Origin of the sequence: Kribbella sp. NPDC004536 (genome assembly GCF_042873835.1) — a bacterium.
In the GTDB taxonomy this organism is placed as follows: domain Bacteria; phylum Actinomycetota; class Actinomycetes; order Propionibacteriales; family Kribbellaceae; genus Kribbella.
Window position 1 is genome coordinate 481,996 of sequence record NZ_JBIALY010000005.1, and the last position, 26,700, is coordinate 508,695.

At 67.7% G+C, this 26,700-nt stretch carries 22 protein-coding genes; 6 read left to right on the forward strand and 16 right to left on the reverse strand.

Annotated features, from left to right (window positions below; translation table 11 throughout):
• Positions 1–36 precede the first annotated feature (36 nt).
• From ACFYRU_RS38110 to ACFYRU_RS38145, 8 genes are all read right to left on the reverse strand, one after another.
• Positions 37–897, reverse strand: a complete 861-nt coding sequence (locus tag ACFYRU_RS38110; protein ID WP_387668429.1) for a hypothetical protein — start codon at positions 895–897, stop codon at positions 37–39.
• Between the two features lie 177 nt (positions 898–1,074).
• On the reverse strand, positions 1,075–2,196 hold the full coding sequence (locus ACFYRU_RS38115) for a hypothetical protein (protein WP_387668431.1): 1,122 nt from the start codon (positions 2,194–2,196) through the stop codon (positions 1,075–1,077).
• 16 nt (positions 2,197–2,212) lie between these two features.
• Complete coding sequence (locus tag ACFYRU_RS38120) at positions 2,213–3,064, reverse strand: hypothetical protein (protein ID WP_387668433.1); 852 nt, start codon at positions 3,062–3,064, stop codon at positions 2,213–2,215.
• Between the two features lie 6 nt (positions 3,065–3,070).
• Positions 3,071–4,951 (reverse strand): hypothetical protein, encoded by a 1,881-nt coding sequence (locus ACFYRU_RS38125; RefSeq protein ID WP_387668435.1) that lies wholly within the window; start codon positions 4,949–4,951, stop codon positions 3,071–3,073.
• A gap of 140 nt (positions 4,952–5,091) precedes the next feature.
• Positions 5,092–8,322 carry an ATP-binding protein gene (locus ACFYRU_RS38130; protein WP_387668437.1) on the reverse strand — a complete coding sequence of 1,077 codons (3,231 nt, stop codon included), beginning with the start codon at positions 8,320–8,322 and terminating at the stop codon, positions 5,092–5,094.
• The gene (locus ACFYRU_RS38135) at positions 8,309–8,881 is read right to left on the reverse strand and encodes a hypothetical protein (RefSeq protein ID WP_387668440.1); all 573 of its coding nucleotides are present in this window, start codon (positions 8,879–8,881) and stop codon (positions 8,309–8,311) included. Before ACFYRU_RS38135 ends, ACFYRU_RS38130 begins: the two co-directional genes overlap by 14 nt.
• Positions 8,881–9,168: a hypothetical protein gene (locus ACFYRU_RS38140; protein ID WP_134118528.1), complete on the reverse strand. Its 288-nt coding sequence runs from the start codon at positions 9,166–9,168 to the stop codon at positions 8,881–8,883. Before ACFYRU_RS38140 ends, ACFYRU_RS38135 begins: the two co-directional genes overlap by 1 nt.
• A 49-nt stretch (positions 9,169–9,217) precedes the next feature.
• Positions 9,218–10,252, reverse strand: coding sequence for a conjugal transfer protein (locus tag ACFYRU_RS38145; RefSeq protein WP_387668442.1), 1,035 nt, complete (start codon positions 10,250–10,252; stop codon positions 9,218–9,220).
• 678 nt (positions 10,253–10,930) lie between these two features.
• Between ACFYRU_RS38145 and ACFYRU_RS38150 the strand changes: the two genes are divergently transcribed.
• The 3 genes from ACFYRU_RS38150 (at position 10,931) to ACFYRU_RS38160 (ending at position 13,232) form a co-directional block, all read left to right on the forward strand.
• Positions 10,931–11,806, forward strand: a complete 876-nt coding sequence (locus ACFYRU_RS38150; RefSeq protein WP_387668445.1) for an aldo/keto reductase — start codon at positions 10,931–10,933, stop codon at positions 11,804–11,806.
• A gap of 151 nt (positions 11,807–11,957) precedes the next feature.
• A complete protein-coding gene (trxA, locus tag ACFYRU_RS38155; protein ID WP_387668447.1) occupies positions 11,958–12,347 on the forward strand; it encodes a thioredoxin in 390 nt (129 codons plus the stop codon).
• A 159-nt stretch (positions 12,348–12,506) separates the two neighbouring features.
• A complete protein-coding gene (locus ACFYRU_RS38160) occupies positions 12,507–13,232 on the forward strand; it encodes a hypothetical protein (RefSeq protein ID WP_387668449.1) in 726 nt (241 codons plus the stop codon).
• Here the strand turns inward: ACFYRU_RS38160 and ACFYRU_RS38165 are convergent.
• Together ACFYRU_RS38165 and ACFYRU_RS38170 are read right to left on the reverse strand one after the other, a co-directional pair.
• A complete protein-coding gene (locus tag ACFYRU_RS38165; RefSeq protein ID WP_387668452.1) occupies positions 13,213–13,614 on the reverse strand; it encodes a VOC family protein in 402 nt (133 codons plus the stop codon). The two genes, ACFYRU_RS38160 and ACFYRU_RS38165, sit on opposite strands and share 20 nt — an antisense overlap.
• Positions 13,615–13,841: 227 nt before the next feature.
• Positions 13,842–15,107, reverse strand: a complete 1,266-nt coding sequence (locus ACFYRU_RS38170) for an NAD(P)/FAD-dependent oxidoreductase (RefSeq protein WP_387668454.1) — start codon at positions 15,105–15,107, stop codon at positions 13,842–13,844.
• 90 nt (positions 15,108–15,197) lie between these two features.
• Here ACFYRU_RS38170 and ACFYRU_RS38175 point away from each other — a divergent pair, with 90 nt between their 5' ends.
• A complete protein-coding gene (locus tag ACFYRU_RS38175) occupies positions 15,198–16,736 on the forward strand; it encodes a PucR family transcriptional regulator (protein ID WP_387668456.1) in 1,539 nt (512 codons plus the stop codon).
• 221 nt (positions 16,737–16,957) lie between these two features.
• On the opposite strand, the gene ACFYRU_RS38180 is transcribed toward ACFYRU_RS38175, so the two are convergent.
• The 3 genes from ACFYRU_RS38180 to ACFYRU_RS38190 are packed head-to-tail and all read right to left on the reverse strand — an operon-like array spanning position 16,958 to position 19,544.
• Positions 16,958–17,974 carry an NAD(P)/FAD-dependent oxidoreductase gene (locus tag ACFYRU_RS38180; protein WP_387668459.1) on the reverse strand — a complete coding sequence of 339 codons (1,017 nt, stop codon included), beginning with the start codon at positions 17,972–17,974 and terminating at the stop codon, positions 16,958–16,960.
• On the reverse strand, positions 17,971–18,498 hold the full coding sequence (locus ACFYRU_RS38185; RefSeq protein WP_387668461.1) for an isoprenylcysteine carboxyl methyltransferase family protein: 528 nt from the start codon (positions 18,496–18,498) through the stop codon (positions 17,971–17,973). The genes ACFYRU_RS38180 and ACFYRU_RS38185 overlap by 4 nt, the downstream gene beginning before the upstream one ends.
• Positions 18,498–19,544 carry a type III polyketide synthase gene (locus tag ACFYRU_RS38190; protein ID WP_387668464.1) on the reverse strand — a complete coding sequence of 349 codons (1,047 nt, stop codon included), beginning with the start codon at positions 19,542–19,544 and terminating at the stop codon, positions 18,498–18,500. The genes ACFYRU_RS38185 and ACFYRU_RS38190 overlap by 1 nt, the downstream gene beginning before the upstream one ends.
• An 18-nt stretch (positions 19,545–19,562) precedes the next feature.
• Here ACFYRU_RS38190 and ACFYRU_RS38195 point away from each other — a divergent pair, with 18 nt between their 5' ends.
• Positions 19,563–20,369: a UbiA family prenyltransferase gene (locus ACFYRU_RS38195; protein WP_387668466.1), complete on the forward strand. Its 807-nt coding sequence runs from the start codon at positions 19,563–19,565 to the stop codon at positions 20,367–20,369.
• Positions 20,370–20,470: 101 nt separating this feature from the next.
• On the opposite strand, the gene ACFYRU_RS38200 is transcribed toward ACFYRU_RS38195, so the two are convergent.
• Positions 20,471–21,358, reverse strand: a complete 888-nt coding sequence (locus ACFYRU_RS38200) for a LysR family transcriptional regulator (protein WP_387668469.1) — start codon at positions 21,356–21,358, stop codon at positions 20,471–20,473.
• Positions 21,359–21,467: 109 nt separating this feature from the next.
• Here ACFYRU_RS38200 and ACFYRU_RS38205 point away from each other — a divergent pair, with 109 nt between their 5' ends.
• Positions 21,468–22,994, forward strand: coding sequence for an MFS transporter (locus ACFYRU_RS38205; RefSeq protein ID WP_387668470.1), 1,527 nt, complete (start codon positions 21,468–21,470; stop codon positions 22,992–22,994).
• Between the two features lie 60 nt (positions 22,995–23,054).
• Here the strand turns inward: ACFYRU_RS38205 and ACFYRU_RS38210 are convergent, their stop codons facing one another.
• Positions 23,055–25,079 carry a hypothetical protein gene (locus ACFYRU_RS38210; protein WP_387668473.1) on the reverse strand — a complete coding sequence of 675 codons (2,025 nt, stop codon included), beginning with the start codon at positions 25,077–25,079 and terminating at the stop codon, positions 23,055–23,057.
• A 199-nt stretch (positions 25,080–25,278) separates the two neighbouring features.
• Positions 25,279–26,685 carry a N,N-dimethylformamidase beta subunit family domain-containing protein gene (locus ACFYRU_RS38215; RefSeq protein ID WP_387668476.1) on the reverse strand — a complete coding sequence of 469 codons (1,407 nt, stop codon included), beginning with the start codon at positions 26,683–26,685 and terminating at the stop codon, positions 25,279–25,281.
• Positions 26,686–26,700: the final 15 nt, after the last annotated feature.

Here is a 26,700-nt window from a genome sequence, read left to right on the forward strand (position 1 = left end):
AGTAACCCTCTCCGATACCATCCGGTCTCGACGGATTCACGCTCCTTGCAAATAGAGCTCGAGCGCCCGAATGCGCTCGGCAACCACCGGTTGACCGCTGAGCCAATCAGGCTGAGTGATGCCCATCCTCCGAACGGCCTGCTGATGCTGAGCCTGCCATCCATACAGGATCTCGAGCAGCGTTCTACCGAATCCAAGGTCCGCGACCGCCTGGTCCGCCATCCGCTCGTTCCACCTAGCAAGACCAGCGAACACAGCCGGGAGCAGCAGGGGCGACAAGTAGAGGAGAGGAATCGTCCAGCCGTCATAGAAGACCAGCACGAACATGAACAGGCCTATGTAGGCAAGGATCAGGAAGCCAACGATGGTACAGCCGACCGCAGGGATCGTCCGGCTGAGGCGCAGTAGTTTCCGCACCCCGGCGCCGACCAACCGAGTCGGGGCCGTATACCAGTGCAGCAACCGACCGATCGAACTGCTGCCATACAGATGACCGACGTAGTCGAATGCCAGAGCAGCCTGAAGGTGTCCTGGTGGCAATCCAGCCATTGCCCAACTTGTAACAGCTACTGTGCGCCCACCTGGAGCACCTGCAGTTGGAACCTCTCCCAGCTGAATCCACATGCTGAATGGCCGCGGGTCGATTCCGGCGCGTTGGGCGACGGCGAACCAACTTGGTGCGAGCCGCTGGCTCTCTACAAGTGTTGGCCGCCGCAGCTCGAACAGATATCGGGCCAGCAGATCGTCAATCCCAGGCCACAGCACGATCAGTCCTGACAAGATCCAGAGCAGGAGTACTAACCAACTGCCGTCCTCGAGTCCAAAGAGCTGCGAGAACCAGAAGATGATCAGAAATCCGAGTAGAGCTCGAACGACACTGTTGACCGACTGGGCCATGAGGAGACCAACCCCACCAAGCCGTGCCGGACGACCACCGCCTGTGCTGGCGCGAGGCTCGGGCAATGGCGGTCGAAAGCCGTGCTGACCGCCTCCAAGACTCGGGCGACCCGGTTGACCGAGAGCATCCGGACGCTCGACGTCGCCATTTTCACCGCTCATCGGCTTCCCAGATCGTCAGTAGAGAGACACATGCACGTGGTCATAGTGTCCACCCGTCGCATCGGTCGGATTGTAGATACCCCCGCCGTTGTACGGCTTCCATTGGCCCGTGCGGGCGCTCCAGATTTTGCCATACCAGATGACGTATCGGACTCCGGTCTTCGCCGCAGTCTGAAGTGTCCAGTTTGCATACCCGTCGCCTTTCGCGCGCTCCGCGGGCGACTTTCGGGAGTCTCCGCCCACAAAGACGTCGCAGGCTCTTCCCTTGGGATGATCGCTCGTCGGGTTCCAGGCATGCGCGTCCCAACAGCTCATGGAGGGGTTGGCCAGAGCTGCGCGGGCCAAGGCCACCCACGCGGCGGTGCGCGGGGTCACCTTGCCACCGGTGCCCGTCGGATCCGGAACCGTCGCTTCCTGAGGCGGCCATACCCCGTTGATCGGCTTGCCGCCGGCAAGGCCGCCGCCATCGTTGCACGGGTCCAATGGCAGGGGGGCTGCCGTAGTTCCAGCGGGTTTGGTTCCCGCGCGGCCTGCGTAGGGGTCGCCCGAGCGGTCGAGATTGATGCCCGCCGCTGCCGCAATCTCCCGCGCCCGTTGCTCTTGTTTCGCGTAAGCATCGGGGAAAGCTGACACCTGCACGGCCTGCGCTGCTTCGGTGTAGGTCATGGCCGGCCAGCCATCGATGTCGACGAGACCTCGCGGGCTGGGCGGATTGGCTCCTCCGAAGAATGCCTGCGTCGCATAGACCGGATCCATGATCTGTGCGACGCTTCCCCATCCGGCAGACGGGCGCTGCTGAAACAGCCCGACAGAATCCCGGTCGCCGTACGAGATATTCTCCAATTGAGATTCTTGCAGTGCAGTCATTAGTGCGATGAGGGTCGCCTGTCCAGGTAGACCGCGTGCTACGGCGACGCCGTCGATAATCTTCGCAAAGGCAACTTGCCGTGCCTGGGTGGAAGCATCAGCAGGAGGCTCGCCACCTCGACCTGCGTCGCCGATGGGACAACTTGCGAGATTCGTCTCGCCACCTGCACCGAACGGCGCGATCATCACCGCACCCAGAAGTGCTACCAGGCCGGCGACGCCGGCAATCTTCAGTCCTAGCGCAGTGCCAGCTCGCGTCTCCATGAACATGCTCGTCACCTCGTGCTCATGGGCCAGTGCCGCCGTCGATATCACTGACCACCCACGCATCACCATCGAAAGCCAGGGTGAGGAGAAGGGGAAGTACGATCCGCTGCGGCTGTTTTCCGGTGACGTCGATGGTCACGGTTGCCAATCGCGTGATACGCGTCGGCGTATCAACCGGAGCGGTGCCCTCTTTCGGCGGCTTCACATCGATACTGACGACCCGAGATGTACCTTGACTGGCCTTCAGGGCCGTATAGGTCGAATCGCCGGCCCGCCGGAGGCTGTCGCTAACATCGCTGCTGGTGAATTTCGACGCCTTCGTAACGAGATCGTCGTAGGTCTCGGATGCAGGGTTCCGCGTATAGAACACCTGAGCCCAGCTTCGGGCAGAACCGTCCGCGGCAGCGGTTGCCGCCGGCGACGGCCGCTCAGTCAGCGGCGGTGGCGCAATGACGGTTGGCGTCCCGACGCTGCTCGTGGGTGCCTCGGTATCCAACGTCGCGGGCACCGCCGGCGCGGAGGGCGTGAGCAGGCCAACCCCACCACTCTTCGACTGGTCATGCCCGAACAGCTTTGGCAGTCCACCGCCAAATCCGAGGACAATGATCGCGAGCAGCAACACCACTACAACGATCGCGACCGGGCTGGTCGGCTCCGCCTGGCGTTGTCGACGCATCCACGCCATGCGCTGGGCATAGTCGTCGCGGCGCCACGATTTCTTCGCTCGCCGCCTGCTGCGGCGATCCATATCGTCCAGATCGTCTGGATACTTGTAGTCGCTCCGAATGACGTCACGCCAGGTCTCGGGCTCCTGCGGACGCGGCTCTTTGTTGTCTTCTTGACGATCGCCTCGGCGATCAGGGCTCCTCATCTGGGGTCACCGACGCGTCGGCACCACGACGCTGGTGCCTTCCTTCGTCGATGCGGTGTAGTCCCGGTACCGCCGGGATGCAGGGGCCGCCGGCAACCGCCTGGCATCACGACGGATTCGCGGTGGTCCGTCACGTAGGCTCGCTGAATGCACCCGCGAACGGGTCTCATAAGGCGCAGCCGGGGGTCGGTCCAACCGACGCTCACGAACGTGTTTACCGCGCTTGAGGTCACCGCTGGAGCCCCCGGCTGCCGTCCCCGAGGCGGACGACACCTGCTTGCCTGAAACGACCGCGACGCCTCCGTTTGCTCGGGCGGCTAGCCGATCCTTCTTCCTGTCCGAAACGATTTGGAGGCTTGCGGGCCTCGAACCATCGGCTGCGTTTCGCCCGGCCGACCGTCCCGAGGCCTGCCCACGACCATCCCCCTGTGCGCCCAAGCCAGCGTTCCGTCCTACCTCAGAACCGCCGGTAATAGCCCGTTGCAACGGACTAGCCCCAAGCGCGTGAGCAGGAGAGCGTCTGGCCCCAGCGCCTTCACTCGTTGACCCAAGTGCTGGCGCCTGGCGGAAGATCCTGACACTCGATACCCGCTGAGTGGGCGTTTGCCGATCGCGATCTCTACCGGTTACCCGATCTGCGATCGTCGGGCTCGCAGCCCGGCTTCCGACCGCACCCATCACCCGACGAACAACATTCATAGCGCCGCGTCGCGCGAGACCGCCCATCATGAGGCTGCCGACCCCTGGACGCATCATCGTGCTCATGCTCTCGAACAACCTGCGCAAGCGGAATCCTGCGACCAGAACTGCAATCGCCAGGCCGCTCACCGGCAGCCAGCCAAGCGTGTCGGTCATGCCGAACACTGCGGTCACCAGTGCGAGTGTGGTCGAGAACACCAGCAGCGCAAGAATCGATTGCAACACCAGCCCCAGCAAGGCTTCGAACCAGTTCATCGCCCACTGACGCGGTCTTCCTGGAATCGCCCAAAGACACGCGAAGAGGACTCCGACGACAAGCAGCATCATGCATCCGACAAACGCCATGAGAGCGGTGAGGGCCAAGGCAATAGTCAGGAATGCGAACAACGATGCAGCGATCGCGCCAAGTGTCAGCACACCGATTCGTCCGAAAGGGTTCTTTCCTTTCGCCCATTTGACTGTGGCTGCGTCGCCGCCGCCTTCGGCTTTGCTGATCTCATTGTCGATGTAGCTGTTCCGCGCGTCACCATCGGTTCCCTTGTCCAGAATCGCCTTGCCGTACCTCTGGCACGCGGCAATCGAACCAAACTCAGCAACACACCATGGCGTTACGGCGAACGCTCTCCAAGTCGCATCGCCCGACTTGCGTAACAAGGTATCTTTCTTGTCGCCAGCGAAACTCGGTTGCGGCCACGCAATCGGCGTATTCATGCTCCCGCCAAGGGCATCCGTTGACGTTGACACAACCGCGTCGGCTCCAACCTGACGGGCGCCGTCGACTCCTGCCAACCAGCTCTTTGGGGCCATTGCGAAGCTCGTCGCCACGACGCCGGCGACCAGCACCCACACCAATTGCCCCATTGCACTGCCACTAGCGCGGCGCTGCGCGTATGCCGCGATCGCTCCGAGTGCGAGTGCGGACGGCAGCAACCATCCCACCAACTCCATATTGACGTTACCGATCGCCGCCGATGCGGTGTCGGTCAAAGACTTGATGTCCGTGAAGGAGAACAGCCACCAGCCCACCGCAATCGCGCCACGCGTAATCGCAACGATGTACATCATCGTCATGTGGGCATATCCGTTGAATACGCCCTGCATCGGGTCCCTCAGGCTGGTCTCAAAATCCAGTCCGTAGACCATCGGGCTGTACTGCTCGAACAGCGTCTTTGTGTCGCCATGCGTCAAGTCAGGAGCCGGCAGCAGGTCGCCGAAGCCCGCGGGGTTTGTTGGGCCCTGGTTGGGGTCGGCGGCTAGGGCTAGTTGGGCGGTGATTATGAAGGAGACCGCTAGGACGGTGGCCGCGGTGCGGAGGCGGCGGGGCCACCTCATGCTACGTGCTCCTTGTTGCCGGTGGGGGGGCGGTCGGGGTCCTGGTCGTCGCCGTAGGCCGGGTACATGGCCTCGTTGTAGGCGGCTTCGTCGGCCTCCTGGTCGTAGACCTCGTCGGGGCCTATCGGGGACTCGTAGCGGAGGGGGTGGCGTTGGGGTTGGGGGGTGTCTTGGCCGTTGGGGGTGGCTGGGTGGCCGTTTTGCTGGGCCACGGGGACGGATGTGTCCGCACCATCGAGTTGAGTGTTTGCTGGCTCGTTGGGTGCTGACGGCGCGGACCCGTTGTTGGCTGCGGCCGAGGCTGCCGGGTCGAGCGAGTTGGCTTGGGGGGCGGGCTGCGGAACAGGGGTGGACGACTGGGCGGGTTCGCTCGGTGGCGTTGTCGCTGCCTGGGTAGTGCTGGGTGCGCTGGCCGCAGCGTTGGTTTGCTGATCCGAGGCGCGTCCGGCAGACGACTGCTCGGCTCGTGTTGTTGAGGCAGCCGGAGGCCGGTTGCTATACGCCGGATCAGCAGGCTCGGTTGCGCTGTAGGTCGCGGTTGGCGGGCCGCCTGTCGCCGGTGATGGGCCGCCAGTCGCTGAGGGCGGAGGTGCGTCCGAGTGATTCGCGGTGGTCGTGCTCGCATAGGTCGCGGACGCCGGTTCCGCGTAGGCGGGATCGGCCTGCTCCGAGTAGCCAGTGGCGGCCGGGGCGGGGTCGGCGTACTCGTAGTCGTCGTCGGCGAACGGGTCCGGGTTGGGGGTTGGGGTCGGCGGGGGCGAGTCCGGGGTGTGTTCGGATTCGGGGGTGGTTCGGAGGAGGGTGGCTACTTGTTGGCTGGGGATGTCTATTTGGACGGTGGCTACTTCGTCCCAGCGGTCTCGCATGATGCAGTGGCCGTGGCGGATGGATTTGCCGTTGGCGGCGGTGTTGATGCCTCGGACGAGGGTTTGGTACGGGGCGGTTTGCGGGCGGCCGAGGAGTTCCAGCAGCGAGTCGACCTGTTCGCGGGAGCGGAGGCTGAAGGCGAACAGGGTGGTGATTTGCTCCACCAGGCCGGGGAGTTTCAGGATCGAGGCCGGGTCCTGGGTGTCCAGGACCAGCGACGCGCCGAGGGCGCGGCCGACGCGGGCGATGTAGTCGAGGAAGGACGCGCCGTCGGGGGTCTTGGTCAGCAGGTGCACCTCGGGGACGATGACGACCTTGGAGCGGCCCCGGAACTCGCGGCGGCCGGTCGTGCGGATCATCCAGGCGAGGCAGCCGCGCAGGCAGGCCATGCCGACGCGTTCGATCGGGGACCAGGACTCGGGGGCCGACTCGGGGGACGGCAGGGTGAGGCCGGGCATCTGGACGACCCAGAGTCCTGGGTTCGTCGTGAGGGACGAGAGGCCGGACGGTGGCCCGGCGACGACCGAACCGAGGCCTGTCTCGACCAGGTCGCGCAACGCGAAACCGACGGTCCGAACGGTCTCTTCGGGAGAGTTGCACAGTCGCTGGATGACGCCCCACGAGGACGGATCCGGGGACTGGATCTCGGCGCGGGTGGCTGCGACGACCGGGGCCTCGGCCGCGCCCCGCAGGTGTGGCGGGAGCAGCAGCATCAGCTGCGACGGCGCCTGTAGCAGCGCGTCGTCGACGGGGAGTACGCGGAGCAGGTCCGCGGCGCCGGAGAACTGGGCCGTGATCTCGATGACGGCCGTCGGTACGCCGTACTCGGCGGCGACCGCTGATACCCCCGCGGCGTCGCCCTTCAGGTCCAGCAGCGGGACCCAGGCGCCGGCGAAGGCGGAATCGAGGCCGCCCAGCATCGCGGCGGTCGTCTTGCCTCGGCCCGAGCGGCCGAGGAAGAGGGTCGTGGTGGCGTCACCCAAAGCAGAACCAGCAGCAGCGTCGAAACGCACCAGACCGGGTGTAGAGCCCGTCAGATAGCCAATGGCCGGGCCGGTGGCGTCGCCGATCGACGCGCCGCCCCAGAACCAGGACCCGAAGAACGCGGTCGACTCCCGGACGTGTCCGAGGTCGGGGACGCGCAACTGATCGCCCGGGAGCGACTCCAGCCAGAGGTCGCGCTGCTCGTCGGCGCCGGCGGCGACGGTGATGCCGCGGTCGGCGTAGTGCGCGATGACGGCGTCGACGTACGCCTCGAGGTCCTCGCGGGTGTCCGCGCTGACCAGGAGCCGCGGGTGGTCCTCGACCAGGGTCAGGCCGCTGCGGTTGATGTCGCGCTTGACCTCACGCATCACCCGCTCGGTCTCGACGATCTCGTCGGCGGTCTCCTCCGCCGTACCCTTCGCGGCCGAGCGGCGCTGTTCCTTCGCGCTCTTGCGGGTCTCGTCGACCAGGTGGCGCGCTGTCTTCTTCGAAAGTACGCGGAACCGGACCGAGGCCTCGACGGTGACGTCGATCTCGTCGCCGTCGTCGTCGATCGCCTTGATCTCGGACAGCGTCCGCAGCCACTCCCCCGCGCCCGGCGTCTCGAGCTCCTCGGGGAAGTCGGTCATCGCCAGCACGGTCGTGTACGCCGCGATCTGGCCGCGGGTGTCGTAGATCCGCAGGTGATCGGTGTACGGCACGACGCGGCCGGACGTCAGCCGGGCCAGCGAGGCGCCGGTGATCAGGCCACGCCGCGGCGCCGCGACGGCACCGCGGTGCATCTCGCGGCTGATCAGCCAGGAGATCACCTCGGCCGGCGCGGTGTGCGCCCGCCAGACGGTCGAGCCGAGCTGACGAGCGAGCTTGCGCACCCGCTCGTCGAGGTGCGCGAGCTCGCGCGCACTCACCCGCCACGACGTCGTACCGAGTGCGTCGCTGATCGAGCCGCGAACCTGCGCGGTCGCCCGCGGGTCCCGGTCGGACAGGTGCACGCCGAGCGCGACGTACCGCTCCGGCATCCGCATCTCGTCGATCCGGTCGGCCCGGGTCTGCGCCCACGCCTCGTGGTCGCCGAGCCGGTAGTGGCCGGCCACCGAGTCGATGTAGTCCTGGCCGGTCGAACGGCCCCAGACCACCTTCAGGTGGCTGAGCCGGTCGCCGAGGATGGTCGCGGCGGCACTGACCGCGGCGTCCAGGGCGGCGTCCTGCTCCGCCTCGGTCGCCAGGTCGGTGTTCGCGACCGAGATCAGGAACCACGCCTCGGCGCTGCGTTCGGTCACCAGCAGGCCGTCGGCGATGGCGACCAGCCGCGGCGGTGGCAGGCCGCGCTCGCGACCGACCCCCACCAGGTTCAGGAGCTTGTCAGCGATCTTCATTCAGGCCTCTTCCTGACGACGTCCTGCGACTCACCCGTTGTACGTGTTCGGCTCCCAGCAGCCGGGCCCGCTGGTTGACGGTGATGTCCGCACCGGCGCGGACCATCGGATCGGCCTCCACCACGACCTCGCGTTCCCACTCGGGCGTGATCCGGGCCTTCGCCAAGTCGGCGACCTTGCGGGTCGACATCCGCTCCCGCCAGGGCAGGTACTCCGACTTGTCCGCGGCCCGGGCCCCGAGGCCGATGATCGGCCGGTGCGCACGCAAGGCGTACCGGACGGCCAGCGCCCACTCGGTGACCCGGCGGCGGCGTTCGTGGAACTTGCCCGGTCGCCAGCCGAACGCGGTGATCACGAACGGCGGGACGACGTACAGGCTGACGGTGGGCTTCTGCGGTACGCCGATGAACGGGAACAGCAGCGCCACCCAGAGCAGGATGACGACCGCGCCGAAGATGATCATCCGGCGGCGCGCGCCTTCGCCGAGGTCGATACCGAGCAGGTCGTACTGCCGGGTCTCGATCTCGAAGTGGTGGGTGAGGGTACGGCCGACGCGCATCAATTACCCCCGGAGAGCAGTCCCCAGAAGCCCTTGAGCACATTGATGGTCTGGTTGTTGGCGTAGATCAGACCACCCACCAGCACCCCGGCCGCGATGTGGCCGAACAGCTCGCCCCACTCGCGCTTGAAGTAGTGACCGATCGCGCGCAGCACCAGGATGGCGATGAAGATGTTGCCCGCGATGACCAGGACCCAGTCCTTGAAATCCGCGCCGGTGGGGACGTTGGGGTCGGCCATGGGCACGGCAAGCTGAACCACGCTCGCAGCCAGTTCGTGCGTCGTCATTGCGGTGTCTCCCTTGTTGCCTCGGTCATCCGATGGCCGGTCGCTGGATTCATCCGACGGCAGCCACTTGCCATCGTTGTGCTCCGTCCGTGGCGACAGTACGCCTCAGCGTGAGCGTGTACGTCTGGTCCAGCGTGGTATCGCCCACGCCGTTCCAGGTGACGGCCGCAGTCGCCTGCCGCTCGTCGTCGTTGCCCGCGTACACCTGCCAGTCCTTGAGTTCGCCGAACTTCACCGCACCGTTCAGGCTGCGGATGGTCGAGCCCGGCGCGGTGACCGCGGACACCTTGTTGTCGGACTCGGCGTACGCGCTGAAGAACGCCTCGGCGTCCTTCTCGGTCGCGGCGGTCAGGTCGTCGTCGGGCTTGCCGGCGTCGGGCATGTTGCTCGGCAGCGGAGCCCGCTCGTCCGGTACGAACGTGGGCGGCCCGCTGACCACCACCCGGGACGCGGTCTGGGCGACCGGGACCGACAGCCGCTCCCAGACGATCGGGCCGGCCGCGAACGCGTTGCTGCCCTGCCTGATGAACGTGTGCACCCGAACCCGTACGTCGACGACGGCCGTGACGCCGCTCGGATCGGGCGTGACCTGCCCCGGGTACGCCACGTCGGCGGTCTGCTTGCCGCGGCCGTTCCACCCGGCCCGGCTGTCCAGCCCGGCCGCGAGGTCCAGCCCGGTCTGGGCGGGGCGGGCGTCCGGGTTGTTCTCGTCCCACGTCAAGTACGCGACTGCGTACCGAGTGCCTACCGCGCGGGCATCGTCCGACGGGAAGCTGCTCTGCCCGCTGACCACTGTCTGGGGTGTCCGGTTCGGGGCGATCCAGGAGCGGATACCGCTGATCGCGGCCAGCAGCAGTACGACGACGACGAGGCCGCGGAAGAATCGCCGCGCCCAGGTGGAGAACGACGACTCGGGCTCGGTCGACCACGGGGTCTGACCGGGCGCCAGCACCTCCCGCGGCGGAGCGGGCGCGGCGTGTGCCCCGTGCGGTGAGCGCTGTTTCAAACGCTCGGGCGCGCGCGGGCCGTGGTCCTGTTGCGGTGCGTCCGGAGTACGCGGCGCCGGGCGGCGGGGCGGAGCCATCACGCCACCGTTCGGCGGCGGTGCCGGCTGCTGCGGAGCGGAGTACTGCGCGGCTACCCCCTGCGCCTGGCGAGGGGTAGGTGAGACCGGCCCGCCTGGGTGGGCCCACCACTCCGGCGCGGTACTTTGCGGGCGGCCCTTGCCGGGTTTCTTCGTCCGGCGCTGGTCCGACCAGTGCTCACCTTTTGGCGGCAGATTCAGTACTGTTCGCCACCAACTCATCCCTACCCGCCCCTCAGACAGCAGTTACGCGGACAGTAGCCGGGAGGATACGGCACGCAACTGTCCTCCGGGAGACCTGAGACCAGGATCCGGATAGTCCATCGCTCCCCGCAGCCATACTGTTACCCCACACGCGGGCAGTGCCACCCTCACCGTCACTCATAACGGCCAAGCGTGACACCTTCGGTACCGTCGTCATAGCTCCTCTCTCATGCCCGCTCAGGTCGACCAGGCAGCGCACACCATGCCACACGCCGCGGACAGGTTCGAAAATCCGTGCGAACAACATGGTAAAAGAACACACCAGCTGATCACAGATAGTAACCGATCCGGCGGCCTGCCTGTGGAAAACTCTCCCGTGGCGAGGGGGTCAAAATCGCCTGTGGACAACCGCTTGCCGGGAGCGGCTCGGGGCATAAGGTCAGGGTGATCCCTGCTACCCCCTGGAGGACCAGGATGGAAACTCGCCGGCTGGGCCGACTCGGCCACCAGAGCTCGGTACTGATCTACGGCGCCGCGTCGCTCGGCGGCGTCGACCAGGACCGCGCCGACGCCTCGATCCAGGAAGCTCTCGACGCCGGAATCAACCACTTCGACGTGGCCGCGGACTACGGCGACGCCGAGCTGCGGCTCGGCCCGCGGATGCCGGAGATCCGGGACCGGATCTTCCTCGCCACCAAGACCGGCCGCCGGACCTTCGAGGAGGCCTGGAGCGAGATCAACCGGTCGCTGGAGCGGCTGCAGACCGATCACCTGGATCTCATTCAGATGCACGCGGTCTGCGACCTGGAGAACCTCGACCTCGTCACCGGCAAGGGCGGTTCGCTGGAGGCGGCGATCCGGGCCAAGGACGAAGGCATGGTCAGCGCGATCGGCATCACCGGCCACACCGCGCAGGCACCGTCGGTGCACACCGAAGGGCTGCGCCGGTTCGACTTCGACAGCGTGCTCACGCCGCTCAACTACAAGCTGTCCACGGATCCGCAGTACGCGGCCGACTACGCGGAGCTGGTCGAGGCCGTGCAGGCGTCGGACGCGGCGCTGATGACGATCAAGATGATCGCCCGGCGGAACTGGGCCGACGGCGAGGAGAAGGCATACGACACCTGGTACCGGCCGTTCGACGAGCAGCGGTACATCACGGCCGCGACGGCGTGGCTGCTGAACGGGCACCCGGAGATCACCGGCCTCGCGACCGCCGGCGAGACCCGGCTGCTGCGGCAGATGATCGTCGCGGAGCGCGAGCGCGCCGACCTGACGCCGGAGGACGCGGCCTCGATCCTGGGCGAGGTCCAGGACTACGAGTCACCGTTCGTGGACATGCCGATCTGACAAAGCACTCAGAACGTGGCGCAGGTCACATACGAGACTCCGCATTCCGGTCAGTACGAGACCGCCCGGGTGGCCTGCGCCGGGGTACGGGAACAAGTCGCGGGGTCGCCGGTGTTGACTACGGCGTACTCAACTACTTTCGGAGGTCGTAGTGGCAACGGTCGAGCTGACCCAGGACAACTTCAACGAGGTGGTCGGTGGCGACGGTCTCGTGCTGGTGGATTTCTGGGCCGAGTGGTGTGGCCCGTGCAAGATGTTCGGACCGGTTTTCGAGAAGTCGTCCGAGACGCACGCGGACATCACGTTCGGCAAGGTGGACACCGAGGCGCAGGGCGAGCTCGCGCAGGCCTTCCAGATCAGTTCGATCCCCACCCTGATGGCGGTCCGCGACGGCGTCGTCCTCTACTCCCAGGCAGGCGCGCTGCCCGCCGCCAGCCTCGAGGACCTGATCGGCCAGCTCCGCGCGGTCGACATGGAAGAGGTCAAGGCCCAGATCGCCGCCCACGAGGCGGAACACGGCACCGAGCCGCACACCCACTGATCCACCCCAACCGATCCGGGAGCCCGCAAGGCGGGCTCCCGGATTTATTGTGTCCGAATGAGGTTCGAGGATCTCCTGGTGAATCGGGAGGAGCAGTACTCGTTGGGGGTCGAGCTGGATTCCGGACGGTGCTACCTCTCGGTTCCGGTCAGCAGGGGCATGGTCGACTACCAGGAGTACTACGAGATCGGCCGGCCGGCGTTCGAGCGGTACCGCAGGGATCCCGATTCCGCGCTCGAGTTTGCAAACCGTTGTCGTGAGCACCAGGTGGACGAGCACCTACTCATGTATCCCGGCGGCCGTCAGGACACCGCCACCGGGCTTGTTGCGGCAATTGACGAGCGCCTCGCGTCGGAGGATCTCGAGGAGGTCTACAGCGCGCTCATCGACATCGGCAAGCGCGAGCACCATGACCTGGCCGATCGGGTTGTGCCTTACCTCATCTCGGAGACCGACTTCCTGCGCGAGGCCGCGGTCCGCACGTTGGTGTTCTACTTCCAACTGCCGCAGTACAAGGCGGACGCGATCCGTCTGCTGCACACCGACCCTGACGAAGGAGTTCGTCAGGTCGCGGCCATGGGACTGCGCAAGTTTGCCGCAAACGATCCAGAGCTGCTTCAGCAACTCCTGGCGGTGACGGTGGACGTCGCCGAGCAGGACATAGTCCGCGACGAGGCATACATCTCGGCGCTCGCAGCTACCGGCAGCGTCCCTCGCTCGGAGTTCCCCATGACAGGCTGGCTACCCAACTTCGACGCCAGGGCGGACTGGCCACTCCTCGAGGACGCGCTCAAGAAAGCCGGGATTCCGGTCCCACCCGCGATCGCTGAACGAGCAACCCGTACGCGAGACCGGGCCAAGGGCGTCAGCGGTCGCGGGAGCTGAGGACGCAGAACTCGTTGCCTTCGGGGTCGGTGAGGACGGTGAAGGAGGCGTCGGCGGGTTGGCCGACGTCGGCTCTGCGGGCGCCCAGGGATTCGAGGCGGGCGATTTCCGCCTCGCGATCCTGGGTGGTGTGGGGTGCGAAGTCGAGGTGCAGGCGGTTCTTGACCGTTTTGCCTTCGGGGACAGGGACGAAGACCATGCCTGGGCCGATCCGTTCCCAGGGAGTGTTCTTGACGGCTTCCTCGTCGACCCAGCCGGGGACGTTCACGCATTCGTCGTCCGCTGCGTAGATCGTCTTCCAGCCGAAGGCCTCGGCCCACCAGGCCGCTTGCTTGCGTACGTCGTGACAGTCGACGACAACCGTGTACCACCTGAGCACCATGGCGGACACCTTGGCACAGGGCACCGACAAAAAGGAGAAAGAGCGGGCCCTGGGCAGGAGAACGAAAGCCAGGGCCCGCTCTTGTGGCTGACCGGAGCGGCGACGAGGTGGCCGGAGGAGGCGCGGGCAGATGAGGCGCTGCCCGAGTGAGGCTCACCGGGAGGGCTGCTCGAGGTGACGGTCAGCTGGATGGAGAGGCCACGTCGTCGGGGCCTCTCCAAGCGCGGTCAGCGGGTCGGGTCGAAGGGCCGCAGCTCCTCGGGAGTACGCCCGGTGGTGATGGTCTCGGCCAGCAACTGGCCGGTGATCGGGCCGAGCGTGATACCCCACATGCCGTGCCCGCCGGCGGCGAACACCCGCGGCGACGTGGTTGCGCCGATCAGCGGCAGGCCGTCCGGGGTGCACGGCCGCGGGCCGACCCACTCGAACGTCCGCGCGTCCAGGTCGGCGTCGCGCAACAGCGGCCGGGCGGCGTCGACGATCGCGTCGATCCGGCGCGGGTCGAGCTTCGCCTCGGGCTTGCGGAACTCCATCATCCCGGCCACCCGGAGCCGGTCGCCGAGCGGCGTGCAGGCGATCCGCTGCGCCGGGAAGTACACCGGTCCGGACGGTACGTGCGCCATCGGCACGCTGAAGCTGTACCCACGTCCGGCCTGGACGACGGTCCGGACGCCGAACTGCCGCGCCAAATCGCCCAGCCACGCGCCGGTCGCCATCACGACCGCGTCGAACGGGTCGGTCTCGCCGTCGGCGGTGACCAGCCGGACGCCGCGGATCTCGTCCACGATGTCCTTGACGACCACGCCGCTGATGATCTGGCCGCCGCGCGCGATCACCGAGCCGGCGAGCTGGTTGACGTACTCGCCCGGGTTGATGAAGCGCTGCCCGTGCAGCCGGATCGCCGCGCCGATCTGGTCGGACAGCGACGGCTCGATCTCGCGGGCGTCGTCGCCGGTGATCGCCTCGAACTCGATGCCCTGGCCGGCGGCGTGGATCTGCTCGATCTCCTCGAGCAGCACCTTGCGCTCCTCGACGGTGCGGTACGCGGCCAGGAACGACTTGGCCTCATGGGTCTGCGCCTCGACGCCGGCCTCGGCCAGGAAGTCGAACGCGGTCAGCGCCTGCCGGTTGATCGGCACCAGCGCTTCCATGGCGGTCTTCCAGCGTCCGGCGGTGCTGTTGCGAGCGAAGCGGGTGAGGAATTTGAGGAGCCGCGGGCTCGCAGTGGGTGGCACGTACACAGGGGAGGACGGGCTCAGCACCGCACGGACGCCGTACTTGAGGACCGCTGGTTCCGGCAGCGGGGTGGCCAGGCCCGGCGTCAGCCAGCCTGCGTTGCCCCAGGACGCGCCTGCGGCGACACCCTCACGGTCGAGCACTGTCACCTCGACACCGGCTTCCTGGAGGAACCAGGCGGTCGCTAGGCCGACCATGCCCGCGCCGACTACGGCGACGCGATCCGGGACGAGGTGAGTGGAACCAGCTGTGGTCATGTATCGATGGTGCGGCCGCAACGCGCCTCTGTCATGGTGCGATCACACCATTGCCGAGACAAATGACTGTGCTCAGCGCACAATAACCTGGTGATCTCCTCATCCGATCTGATCGTCGCTGTCGGTCCTGCGTTGTTCGAGGTGGTCGTGCCCGGCAAGGGCGACAGCGAGGTACGCGACGTGTTCCTGGCCGACCCACAGGAACCTGCGACCGGCCAGCCGGGCGACCTGGTGCTAGGACTCGGTCTACGCGACGCAGAGGACTCTGTAGAGCTCGTGGAACGCTGCGCAGCCGGTAACGCGTCCGGAGTCGTCCTACGTACGACCCTCGCGCACGAGCCGGCCGTTGTCGCCGCAGCGGAGCGGGAGGCGCTCACGCTCGTAGCGCTCCAGCCGAGCGTCACCTGGGCACACGTGGTCTGGCTGCTGCGCGGTGTACTCGACCGTGCCGCCGCACCGGACTCCCCCGCCGCCGGCGATGCAGGCGTACACCAGGAGCTGTTCGCACTGGCTGACGCGGCCGCTGCGATCGTCGATGCGCCCGTGACGATCGAGGACAACCAGTCGCGAGTACTGGCGTACTCCTCCGGTCAGGACTTCACCGACCCGACCCGGGTGTCCACCATCGTCGGTCGCCGGGTGCCACCTGAAGTCATTGCGCACTTCCGCGCCCGGGGCATCTTCCGGCGGCTCGCCAGGTCCAGTGAGCCGTTCTTGGTGCCTGATGGACCGAACGGTATTCGCCCGCGTCTCGTCGTACCGGTGCGGGCTGGTGGTGAGTGGCTGGGCTCCATTTGGGCTGTCGTGGACGGGCCCGTGAGTGAAGCGGTCACCACGGAGCTCAGCAATGCCGCATCGGTGCTGGCCTTGCACCTCCTACGGCTGCGGGCACAGGCCGACGTAGCTCGCAGGAGTGCGATTGACCGGCTGCGCACGGTGTTGCGGCAGTTCTCCCCTGACAACCCGGTCGACGTACGTCTTCCACGCCAGCCGTGGCGGGTGGTCGCACTGGGTTCTCCTGATGGGTATGACGTACCGCAGCAGCTGGACCTGTGGGAGTCGCTGGGGCGTCGTCACGGGTGGAGTGAGCCGCAGCTGGCCGATCTTGACGGCACGGTCTTGGCTGTTGTCACCGATGCCGACGGGCCTGGTTCCTGGAGCTGGCTGCAGAAGCTGGTCGTGGAGCAGTCACCTGGTACGTACGCGGCTGCCGGCGGTCCTGCGCGTGGACCCGCGGATCTGCCGAGCTCACGCGCGGAGGCGGTCGAGTTGCTGGGGCTCGTACGGCGGGGTGTCGCGCCGGGGCCGGCGTTGCGGGTGGAAGAGGCGTGGCATGTGCTGACGGTGCATCGGGCGGTGACTTCGCTTGATACCACCAAGATGGATGGTCCGCTGGCGACGTTGTTGCGGCACGACATCGAGCACGACACCGGGTACGTGGAAACGTTGCAGGCGTGGCTGGACTTTCCGGGTCAGCCGCAGCGGGCGGCGCGCGAGTTGCATCTGCACACGAACACGTTGCGGCACCGGATGAAGCGGATCGGCGAGATCGCGAAGCTGGATCTGTCGGATCCGCGGGAGCGGCTGGCGTTGCAGCTGCAGATTGCGGCGGTGCGGACGGAGCACTGAGATGTACGCCACAGGTCCATGTAACAAGGCTTCACATTCCGGCAACTGTTGGGCAACATCCGCCTGACAGAGTCTTCCTTGTCAGCAGGTCCGACCTTTCACCAGGAGGCCGGAAAGGCTGCCCGGTCCCAGCTTTTCACCAGGAAGCTGGGGCCACCCGTAGGCCCGGCGATGTCTGAGCGACCGCCGGGCCTACGGCATTTCCCGGTCGGTGAGGTTGCCTAGGACAACCGGTTGACGATGGTGCGGTACACCGCCGGGAGGCGGGCGGCGGCCGGGACGATGTGCGGTGCGAGCAGCGGGCGGTTGCGGGCCCAGAGCAACGACGCGGTGAGCAGGCGGCACTCCCAGGACACTCGGCGCCACGCGGCCTCGTAGTCCTGTGGGCGGTCGGCGCGGAGGCAGTCGACGAGTTCCGCGGAGGTACGGAGGGCTACGGCGATGCCCTCGCCGGTGAGTGCGTCGACGTACCCGGCTGCGTCGCCGACGAGCAGGACGCGGCCGGCCGTACGGGCGCGGACGCGTTGGCGGAGCGGGCCGGCGCCCATTACGGTGCCGGCCGGTACGGCTCCTCGCAGGCGGTGCTTGAGTTGCGGAAACGCGTCCAGGTGCGAGTCGAAGCTGCCGCGGGCGGAGGTGAGCACGGCCACACCGACCAGGTCGTCAGCCACCGGGGTCACGTAGGCCTCACCCAGCGGAGACCAGTACACCTCCACCAGATCGGTCCACGGCGCCACGGCGAAGTGCCGCCGGAGTCCGCGTCGTACCTCACTCGAACCGGCAGTGCAGAGGCCTAGTTGGCGGCGGATGGGGGAATGTAGGCCGTCGGCGGCGGCTAGGTAGCGGGCGGTGAGGCCGGCTGCTGTTACGGAGGTGGTGTTCTGGGTGATGGGGCCGACGTGGGCTTGGAGTACGGGGATGTCGAGGGCGGCCAGGCGGTCGGACAGGGCGGACTGGAGTGCGGTACGGCGTACTCCGCGGCCGGGTCCGCGGGTGAAGTGCGCGTCGACGGAGTGCGTACCGTCGAGGTAGCGGATGCCGTGGAACGGACGGCCCGGGAGTTCCACGCCGAGGCGGGAGAGGTACGCGACGGCGCTGTGCGCGATTCCCTCGCCGCACGCTTTGTCGATCGGCGCCGTACGCGGCTCCACGACGACAACAGAGAGCCCGGCGAGCGCCGCGCGAATGGCAGTCGCCGCACCGGCCGGCCCGGCGCCGGCGACGAGCAGGTCGATCATCGGGTCAGCACGGTACTCAGCGCGGTCTCCTCGGTCCGGATCCGGATCCCCAGCAACGGAGCGTTGAGCAGCGTGAAGACAATCGCGGTGATGTACGCCGAGTGCACGAGTGGCAGTGCGATGCCCTCGCCGATCACGGCGAGGTAGTTCGGATGCCGGAGGAAGCGGTACGGCCCGCGCGTCACCCGGCCGAGGCCAGGTACGACGATCACGCGGGTGTTCCACTGGTACCCAAGCACCGAGATGCACCACCAGCGCAGCGCCTGCATCGTCACGACGACGGCCAGCGCTGCCCAACCGACCTTCGGGTCGAACGGCCGGCCGGAGACGATCGCCTCGACGACGCAGCCGGCCAGGAGCCCGGTGTGCAGCACCACCATGAACGGGTAGTGCCCCTTCCCGAACTCCACCCCACCGTGGGCGAAACTCCACTTCGCGTTCCGCAGCGACACCACGAGTTCGGCGACCCGCTCCAGCCCGACCGCCACGACGAGAGCGACGTACCACCACAGCGAATCCGTCATCACCACTCCAGGAGAACGAGCTCGGAACAGAACCCCGGGCCCATGGCGAGCAGCAGACCCATGCCTGCAGGATCCAGCTTCAAGGTGTCACCGAGGACGTGCAGCACCGAGGACGACGACAGGTTGCCCACCGCATCGAGCGACTTCCAGGTCAGCTCGAGCGCCCCCGGCCGCAACGACAGCGTCTCCGACACCGCCTCGAGCACCTTCGGACCGCCCGGGTGGCTGACCCAGGTCCCGATGTCGTCGATCGTCAACCCGTGCGCGGCAAGGAACTCCCGTACGTCGCCACCGAGATAGGTCCGTACCACTTCCGGTACGTCGGCCCCGAGCACGATCCGGAACCCGCCCGCGCCGACGTCCCACCCCATCACCCGTTCCGAGTCCGGGTACAGCCGCGAACGCGTCGCGACCACCGAAGGCCCCGACGCCAAGGGATGCGCCGACCCCGTCAGTACGACTGCCGCCGCGCCGTCCCCGAACAACGCGCCACCGACGAGGTTCGGCAACGACGCGTCGTCCCGCTGCAAGGTCAACGAGCACAACTCCACCGACAGCAGTACGGCCACGTGCGAAGGCCACGCCGTCAGGTAGTCGTGCAGCCGTGCGATCCCGGCCGCTCCCCCGACACACCCCAACCCGAACAACGGCAGCCGTTTCACGTCGTCCCGCAACCCGAGCCGCATCGCCACCCGCGCGTCGATCGACGGCGCCGCCACCCCGGTCACCGTGGTGAACATCAGTACGTCGACGTCGTCGAGCGTCAGCCCCGCCTCCTTCACCGCACCCGCGACCGCCTCCGCGCCGAGGTCGACGGCCGACGCGATCCAGGCGTCGTTCGCGGCGCCGAAGTCCTTGAGCTCGGCGTACTCCTCCAGCGGCAGCGCCAGGTGCCGGTGCGACACGCCGGCGTTCGCGTGCAGCCGGCGGAGCAACGCCGTACCAGCGCCTTCCGGCAGGCACATCGCCGCGAAGGCCTCGGTCAGCGCGGACTGCGGATAGCGGTACGGCGGGAGCGCGGGGCGGACCGCTGCGATCCGCGTCATCGTGGCATCGTTGCGTTCGTGAGGACCGTACTCAAAGGTCTGGCGCTCGCGTGCCATCCGGGGCCGACCGTCGCCGTCACCGCCCTGGTCACGGCTGTCGCGTGGTCTGCCGGGCGAAGTCCCGCCGGGTGTCTCCTCGTCGCAGCAACGATCCTCACCGGCCACCTCTCGATCGGCTGGAGCAATGACGCGATAGATGCCGCCCGCGACACCATTGTGAACCGCCGGGACAAGCCGGTGGTGCGTGGACTGGTGAGTCGCCGGACGCTCGCGGTCGGTGCGGGCGTCATGCTGGCGATCACTGTCCCCGTCTCCCTGGCCAACGGATTTCTGGCCGGACTGGTTCATCTGCTGTTCGTCGCCTGCGCCTGGGCGTACAACCTGGGCCTCAAGTCGACCGTGATCTCCTGGCTCCCGTACGCCGTCGCGTTCGGCGGGCTGCCCTCGTTCGTGACGCTCGGGACGGCGCACGTCTGGGCGCCGTGGTGGGCGACCGCGGCGGGCGCCCTTCTCGGGATCGGTGCCCATCTGGCAAACGTCGTACCGGATCTCGCCGACGACCTGGCGACCGGCGTACGCGGCTGGCCGCAGCGGCTGGGCCGGTACGCGCGCCTGATCGCGCCGGCCCCGCTCGCGGCGGCGACCGGCCTGCTGGTGATCGCTCCGGCCGGCCCGATCGGCGCCGTCGGCTGGATCGCACTCGCGGTCGTTGCCGCGCTCCTCGCAACGATCGTGTGGTGGCGGAACGCGCCGTTCCTGGTCACGATCGCGATCGCCGGCGTCAGCATCGTCTCCCTCGTCCTGCGCGGACACGCGCTGGTCTAGGTGCCGTTCGACAGGTGGTATCCGTTCACTGCGCCGGATCGGGCGGTCCGCTGAGCGGGGGCGCTGCCCGGCCGGCCGAACACCTCCTGTCGAACGGTCCCCTACCCGGCGTCCGGTTTGAGGGGTGCGCTGCTGCCGAGGATCGCGGCGGTCAGCGCCTCGGCCGGTTCCTTGGCCGCGCGCGGGTTCGTGATCAGCACCAGGTCGATCGGCGGCAACTCCGGCAGCCCGGCGCTCGGCGGGGGCTCGACGAGGTCCGCGGGCATCAGCGAGCGCGCGAAGATCGCGATGCCGAGGCCGGCCCGGACTGCCGCGAGGACGCCGTTGACACCGCGCACGATGCACGTGATCCGGCAGGTCCGGCCGGCCTGTTCGAGCGACTGCACACCGAGCGACCGGCTCAGCGACGGCGCCTGGTACGTGACCAGCGGGACCGGGCCGTCGGGCGCGATCCGGGTCCCGGAGATCCCGGCCCAGACGAGCGAGTCGCGCCGGACCAGCCGCCCGTTCGGCTCGTAGCCGCCGCCGGCACCATGCTTCACGTACGCGAGGTCGAGATGGCCGGACTCGACCCGGCGGAGCAGGTTCGGGCTCTGCGCGACGGTCAGCTCCAGGTCGATCCGCGGGTACAGCTGGCGGAAGTCGCGGAGGATCTTCGGCAGCGGGGTCAGCGCCAGGTCGTCGGTGACGCCGAACCGGAGCCGGCCGCGGAGCTCGGAGCCGGTGAAGTACCCGGCGGCCTCCTCGTGCGCGGCCAGAATGGTCCGGGCGAACCCGGCCATCGCCTCGCCGTCCGCGGTCAGCGTCACCGTGCGGGTGTCACGGACGAACAGCGGCCGCCCGACCGCCGTCTCGAGCTTGCGTACGTGCTGACTCACGGTCGGCTGCCGGATCCCCAGCCGCTCGGCCGCCTGGGTGAAGCTCAGCGACTGCGCGACGGCCAGGAACGTCCGCAACTGGTCCGGGTCGTACATCGATTCCCCTCTCATTGCGTGACGCTATAAGACTAATAGGAGTAATTCGCTGTCGGAATTCAGTACCGAACGGTGAGGATGGACGTGTCCTCCCCTGACAAGCCCACGAGTGTAGGGATTGCTCTTGACCACCCGGGCCACCGGTACTGTCCCGTCCACCGACTTCCACCTCCACCGCTCCACCGATTCGAACCAGCTCCGGGAAACGCAGGCGCGCCGCCCGGGCTTCAAGGACACCTTCAGCGCGCTGCGGGTCCGCAACTTCCGCCTCCTGGTCAGCGGTCTGCTGGTCAGTTCGACCGGCGGCTGGATCCAGCGCATCGCCCAGGACTGGCTGGTGCTCACGCTCACCGGCAGTGCCACCGCGGTCGGCATCACCACCGCGCTGCAGTTCCTGCCCACCCTGGTGCTGGGCTTGTACGGCGGCGTGATCGCGGACCGCTTCCCGAAGCGCAAGATCCTGCTGGTCACCCAGATCACGATGGGTACCTGCGCCGGCCTGCTCGCGCTGACCGCCTTCACCGGCAGCGTCCAGGTCTGGCACGTCTACACGATGGCGTTCGTCCTCGGCCTCGCGACCGCCGTCGACAATCCGACACGGCAGTCGTTCGTCACCGAACTCGTTCCGCGCGACACCGTCCGGAACGCGATCAGCATGGTGTCGTCGACGTTCCAGCTCGGCAGCCTCATCGGCCCGGCGCTGGGCGGCGTACTGCTCGGCACGATCGGAGCCGGATGGGCGTTCGCGCTCAACGGGCTGACGTTCTTCGCGTCGATCAGCGCGCTGCTGCGGATGCGGGAGAGCGAGATGCCCGGCTTCCACGCGGCGCGCAAGGCGAGCGCGGGGCTGCGGATCCGGGACGGGTTGCGCGACGGCGTACGGTACGCGTTCCACGAGCCGGCTGTGCGCTGGGCGATCGCGCTGGTCGGGATCTACGGGATGTTCTGCATCAGCCTGCCGGTGACGCTGACCGCGTTCGCCGACCGGGTCTTCCAGACCGGCGCCTCGGGGTACGGCGTACTGAACTCGGTCGTCGCGTTCGGGGCGCTGGCCGGGGCGCTGCTCTCGGCGCGGCGGGTGCGGCCGACGCGGCTGCGGAACCTGATCGGGATCGCCTGTCTGCTGACGGTCACCGAGGTACTCGCCGCGGTCCAGCCGTCGTTGTGGACGTTCATCCCGGTGCTCGCGTCGATGGGAATGGCGACGCTGATGTTCCTGACCGCGGCGCAGTCGATGGTCCAGCTGACCACGCCGGACGGTCTGCGCGGGCGGGTGTCCGGGATCTACAACCTGGTGTTCATCGGCGGCGGCGCGATCGGCGGTCCGTTGGTCGGGTTCCTCGCGCAGCACTTCGGTGCCCGGTCGGCGCTGCTGATCGCGGGGCTGGTCCCGGCGGTCGCCACGGTCGCGATCGGCCTGCGGCTGCGGCGGGACGGGCAGTTCCGGCTGGTCCTCGTACGCACCCGCTCCCCGTGGCACCAGGTCCCGGTCCGCCTCAACCTGCAGCAGACCTCCATCCAGTTGTCTGCCCCCAAGAGCACGCCGCTCCTACGCACCTCCCGCCCATTCGTCCTCGGCCGCCGCCAGCACGCCCGAGCGGACTCCCACCTCCGCCCCGCACGCGCCCGCCGCCGCCCACAACACCACTAGAAACTCCTGGGACAGGGCCGAGCGCTGCCTTCCACACCTCGGCCCTGTCCCGGGCTCTGCTCAGCGTGGGACCAGGGAGATGTTGTCCAACCGGAGCCACGTCGGGGCGCTCACACCCCAGTAGCCGGTGAAGACTGTCATCGTCGTGTTCGTGCCGGAGTTGAAGTCGACGGTTAGTTGTTGGTAGCCGGGTGGGGCGGTGTAGTTGGTTTCGGCGTACGGGGTGGTGCCGGCGCGGACGCCGAAGTAGCCGCCGGTGAAGTTGCCCGACCCCTCGACCCAGCCGGTCAGCCGGTAGTTGGTGTTCGGTAGCACGGGAACCGTTTGTTTGAAGGCGTTCCAGGTCGCGTCGGTCGCGTTGATCCAGCCGTTGTTGCGGCCCTGCTCCGCCCAGGCGCCCTTGTCGTGGTCGATCCCCTTCGTCCCGGTCCCCTCGGTCTGCCACGGCGCGCCGACGGCAGTGGCCGGTTGCGCCTCGAAGCTCGGGTCCGTGACGGCGGAGCCGTAGTACGCCTCGAGCTCACCGATCGACGTGAACGTCTGCGTGCCTCCCGGCGTACCGACGATCCGCACGCCGTCGCCCGACGTCAGGTCGAAGCTGAAGACGTACGTCGCGTTCGTCCCGGCCGCGGAACTCGTCGGGTACGCCGGCGTCGCGGTCTGACCGGTCACGTCGCTCCACACGCCGTTGCGTCGTACCTGCACCTTCGGCGCCGAGGCGAACCAACCGCCGTCGCTGAACATCGTCCCGGTGGTGTAGACGACCTTATTCAGGTTGTACGTACGCGGCCACGTGTAGCCCCACCAGCTGAGCGGTTTGCGTTCGTCGTTCCAGTCGTCCTCGTTCTGCGCGCGGACGCCGTCGTTGTAGCTCGACTGGCCGAAGTGCGTGGAGCGCTCGACCGGTACGGTGCCTGGTTCGCGCGCGAGGTTCCGGGTGCCGTCGAGGGTGTTGTCCGGAGTCGTCGGTACGGACGGGGTGAGCGAGAGTTTGCGCAGCGAGAACGTGTACGCCCAGCGATCGTTGAGGCCGCCGCCGCAGGTGCAGACGTTCGACTGCAGCCACATGTTCTTGCCGTCGGCACCGATGTACTTCGACGGGATCGTGGTCGCGTAGCCGCCGTGCTTCGTGTGCGTCCACGGATAGCCACCGAAGTCCTTCGGCGTGAAATGCGTCCACGGACCCCACGGCGTCGGCGACTCGTAGAACTCGAAGGTGTACTCCGTCCAGGACGTGTAGATGTACCGGTTCAGCGGCTGGTCGTAGACGACTCCGCCCTGGCTGATCGTGGTCAGGTCGTGGGCGCGTCCCGCCGTACCGACGTTCGTGTAGATGTGGCGGTCGTCGTGGAGTGCCGCAACCCGGGCGTTGATGTCGGCGGTCCATTGCGGTACGCCGTTGGTCGTACCCGCGTAGAACTGCCAGGTGGAACGGTTCTGCACGCTGGTCGCGGGGACGCGCGCCAGCCAGAGGTCGACGGGGTCCGGTACGCGGTTCGAGAACGAGTCACGCCAGTTGTTGTCGAGGCCGTACGCGTAGACGTAGCCGTCCGGGGCGTTCGCGTAGTTCTTGCCGTAGTCGAGGAAGAAGATCGTGGTGAACTTCGACCCGCCGAACATCGGCGCGCTGGTGTCGAACGTCCAGGTCTGGCCGTGGTCCGTCGACTTCGCGATGGTCGCGGCGGGGGCGTCGTCGAAGTCGAAGGCGAGGTCTTGTACGGCGAGGTAGAGGTTGCCGCCGACGCAGGCCATTCCGGTTGGTTTGCGGCTGTGGTTGGCGGTCCAGACCTTGCCCAACTGGTCGCCTTGGGCCAGCTGGGTGCCGGTGAGTGATCCTGGCAGGCCGGAGATCCTGGTGACGCCGATGTCGCTCGAGGTCGATCCGAAGCCGATGCCGTCGCCGTACGCGGCGTAGACGTTGTCGTCGTCGGACCAGCAGTTCGGCCAGAGGTCACCGTGGTCCTTGTCGTCCCCTATCGCCGGTGCGCCTACCGTGGCGCCGGCATCTACGCCGACAGTCGAGAAGAACGTACTTTCCGGCGGTGAGGCGGTGATCGTTGCCCGGGCCGACCCCACTCCGGCCAAACAAACAGCTAACAGAACACAGGCGATTCTTCGCATGCCAGCCTCCTGAACGCCGGTGCGGGCAGGCGGGAGAAATCGATTTCCCGGACCGGATGGTTCGAAGGTAGTCAGCAGGAGAACCGCGGTCAAGACCTAACACTGTGGTGGAAGAGGTATGCCCAGCAGCCCTCAACCGATGGCTGGGTTCCGTACGCGCCGGTCAGCCGATGGAGCCGCCTGAGCCGGTGGAGGTGGAGGGTGAGGCTCCGAGGGTGTTCAGGTCGGGTTGCGCGGGGTGGGTTCGGGCGAGCGGGCCCGTGGACATCGCGCGGAGCAGGTTGCGGGTTACGGTGCGGGCGAACGCCACTTCTCGTGCGGTCAGGGCGTGTTTGGAGTTGGGGCCGTGGAGGGAAGGGACCCAGTTCATCGAGCCGGTGTCGAAGACTCCTGCGCCTGAAGGGGTTGTGTAGTAGGTGGCGTCGGAGAAGGTGTGGACGGTGGGGCCGCAGGTCACCGGTGAGTGGGCTACTACCTGGAGCGTCGCCGGGGTTCCGGGGATCGGGTAGGCGCGGTCCACCTCGGTGGCGACCAGGCCTGGGTACGTCGAGCCTTTGCGGGCGCCCGTTCCGGCGTACAGGAAGAAGGCCGGATCGCGCACGGTGAAGGCGCCGACGGCGGGGAAGCACTCGTAGAGCATTCCGGTGAGCGAGTTCTCGGGGCGTGGGTCCGGCTTGCTGCGCCACTTCGCGGTCGTGTCGGGCCGGTTGCGCAGCGGATCCAGGGTGGCGTCCTTGTAGCCGACGAGCACCCGGCCACCGGACTCGTAACGCACCCGCCAATAGACGGCGTTCGCGCCGAGGAACGCGAGGTTCGTACCGGCGTCGCGCGCCTTCGTGACGGCAGCGCGCATCGCGACGGTCCAGTACTCGTCGTGCCCGGGCGACACCACCCCGCGCGCGCCGGCGAGCGCGTTCGGGTCGGTGGCCAGGTCGAGGCTGGTGAGGTACGCGAGCTGTACGCCGCTGCGCTCGGCCAACTGGATCAACGGCAGCTCGGACTGGACCAGCGTGCGCGCGCCGTTGCCGTCGTACGGCCGGTTGAAGCTGACCCGGTGCGCCCGCGACGCGAACGACTTGTCGGGGCCGTTGTAGAGCGAGTATCCACCCCATTCGTTGTACGCCTCGTACGTGTTCGTGGCGTCGACGATCACCACCGCGTCGCGCGCCGAATCGGAGCGGACCGTCAGCGGGACGTACTTCTGCTTGCCGTTGGCCGCCGTCATCAGCAAGAGATACGCACCTGCCGGCCAGCCGGTCGTTGCCACGGTCAACGAAGGCTGCCAGGTCGTGGTGACGAAATGGTCGGACGGCCGTACGACGGCTGCGGGTTGTACTCGTCCCGGAACGCTCGCCGACGTCCACACCAGGCGTCCGCCGGTACCGCCGTACCAGCCGATCCGGAACGCCCGAACGGTGAACGCACCCGCAGCCGACGTCACGAACAACCGGAACGGCTGCCCGCTGCGGACGCTGACGTGGTCCGCGTACCCGGCAAGTTCGAGCGGCCCGGCAATGCGTTGGGTGTCGATCCGCCAGGCTGTCGTACCGCGCTTCGCGTTCTCCGCCACGGCGGTCCCGCTGTG

What these genes read in the sequence shown, in the direction of transcription:
- ACFYRU_RS38110 (WP_387668429.1), bottom strand. Translation starts at nt 897, where the DNA reads ATGGCCCAGTCGGTCAACAGTGTCGTTCGAGCTCTACTCGGATTTCTG.
- ACFYRU_RS38115 (WP_387668431.1), bottom strand. Translation starts at nt 2,196, where the DNA reads ATGTTCATGGAGACGCGAGCTGGCACTGCGCTAGGACTGAAGATTGCC.
- ACFYRU_RS38120 (WP_387668433.1), bottom strand. Translation starts at nt 3,064, where the DNA reads ATGAGGAGCCCTGATCGCCGAGGCGATCGTCAAGAAGACAACAAAGAG.
- ACFYRU_RS38130 (WP_387668437.1), bottom strand. Translation starts at nt 8,322, where the DNA reads ATGAAGATCGCTGACAAGCTCCTGAACCTGGTGGGGGTCGGTCGCGAG.
- ACFYRU_RS38135 (WP_387668440.1), bottom strand. Translation starts at nt 8,881, where the DNA reads ATGCGCGTCGGCCGTACCCTCACCCACCACTTCGAGATCGAGACCCGG.
- ACFYRU_RS38140 (WP_134118528.1), bottom strand. Translation starts at nt 9,168, where the DNA reads ATGACGACGCACGAACTGGCTGCGAGCGTGGTTCAGCTTGCCGTGCCC.
- ACFYRU_RS38145 (WP_387668442.1), bottom strand. Translation starts at nt 10,252, where the DNA reads ATGGCTCCGCCCCGCCGCCCGGCGCCGCGTACTCCGGACGCACCGCAA.
- ACFYRU_RS38150 (WP_387668445.1), top strand. Translation starts at nt 10,931, where the DNA reads ATGGAAACTCGCCGGCTGGGCCGACTCGGCCACCAGAGCTCGGTACTG.
- ACFYRU_RS38160 (WP_387668449.1), top strand. Translation starts at nt 12,507, where the DNA reads ATGGTCGACTACCAGGAGTACTACGAGATCGGCCGGCCGGCGTTCGAG.
- ACFYRU_RS38165 (WP_387668452.1), bottom strand. Translation starts at nt 13,614, where the DNA reads ATGGTGCTCAGGTGGTACACGGTTGTCGTCGACTGTCACGACGTACGC.
- ACFYRU_RS38170 (WP_387668454.1), bottom strand. Translation starts at nt 15,107, where the DNA reads ATGACCACAGCTGGTTCCACTCACCTCGTCCCGGATCGCGTCGCCGTA.
- ACFYRU_RS38180 (WP_387668459.1), bottom strand. Translation starts at nt 17,974, where the DNA reads ATGATCGACCTGCTCGTCGCCGGCGCCGGGCCGGCCGGTGCGGCGACT.
- ACFYRU_RS38185 (WP_387668461.1), bottom strand. Translation starts at nt 18,498, where the DNA reads ATGACGGATTCGCTGTGGTGGTACGTCGCTCTCGTCGTGGCGGTCGGG.
- ACFYRU_RS38190 (WP_387668464.1), bottom strand. Translation starts at nt 19,544, where the DNA reads ATGACGCGGATCGCAGCGGTCCGCCCCGCGCTCCCGCCGTACCGCTAT.
- ACFYRU_RS38200 (WP_387668469.1), bottom strand. Translation starts at nt 21,358, where the DNA reads ATGAGAGGGGAATCGATGTACGACCCGGACCAGTTGCGGACGTTCCTG.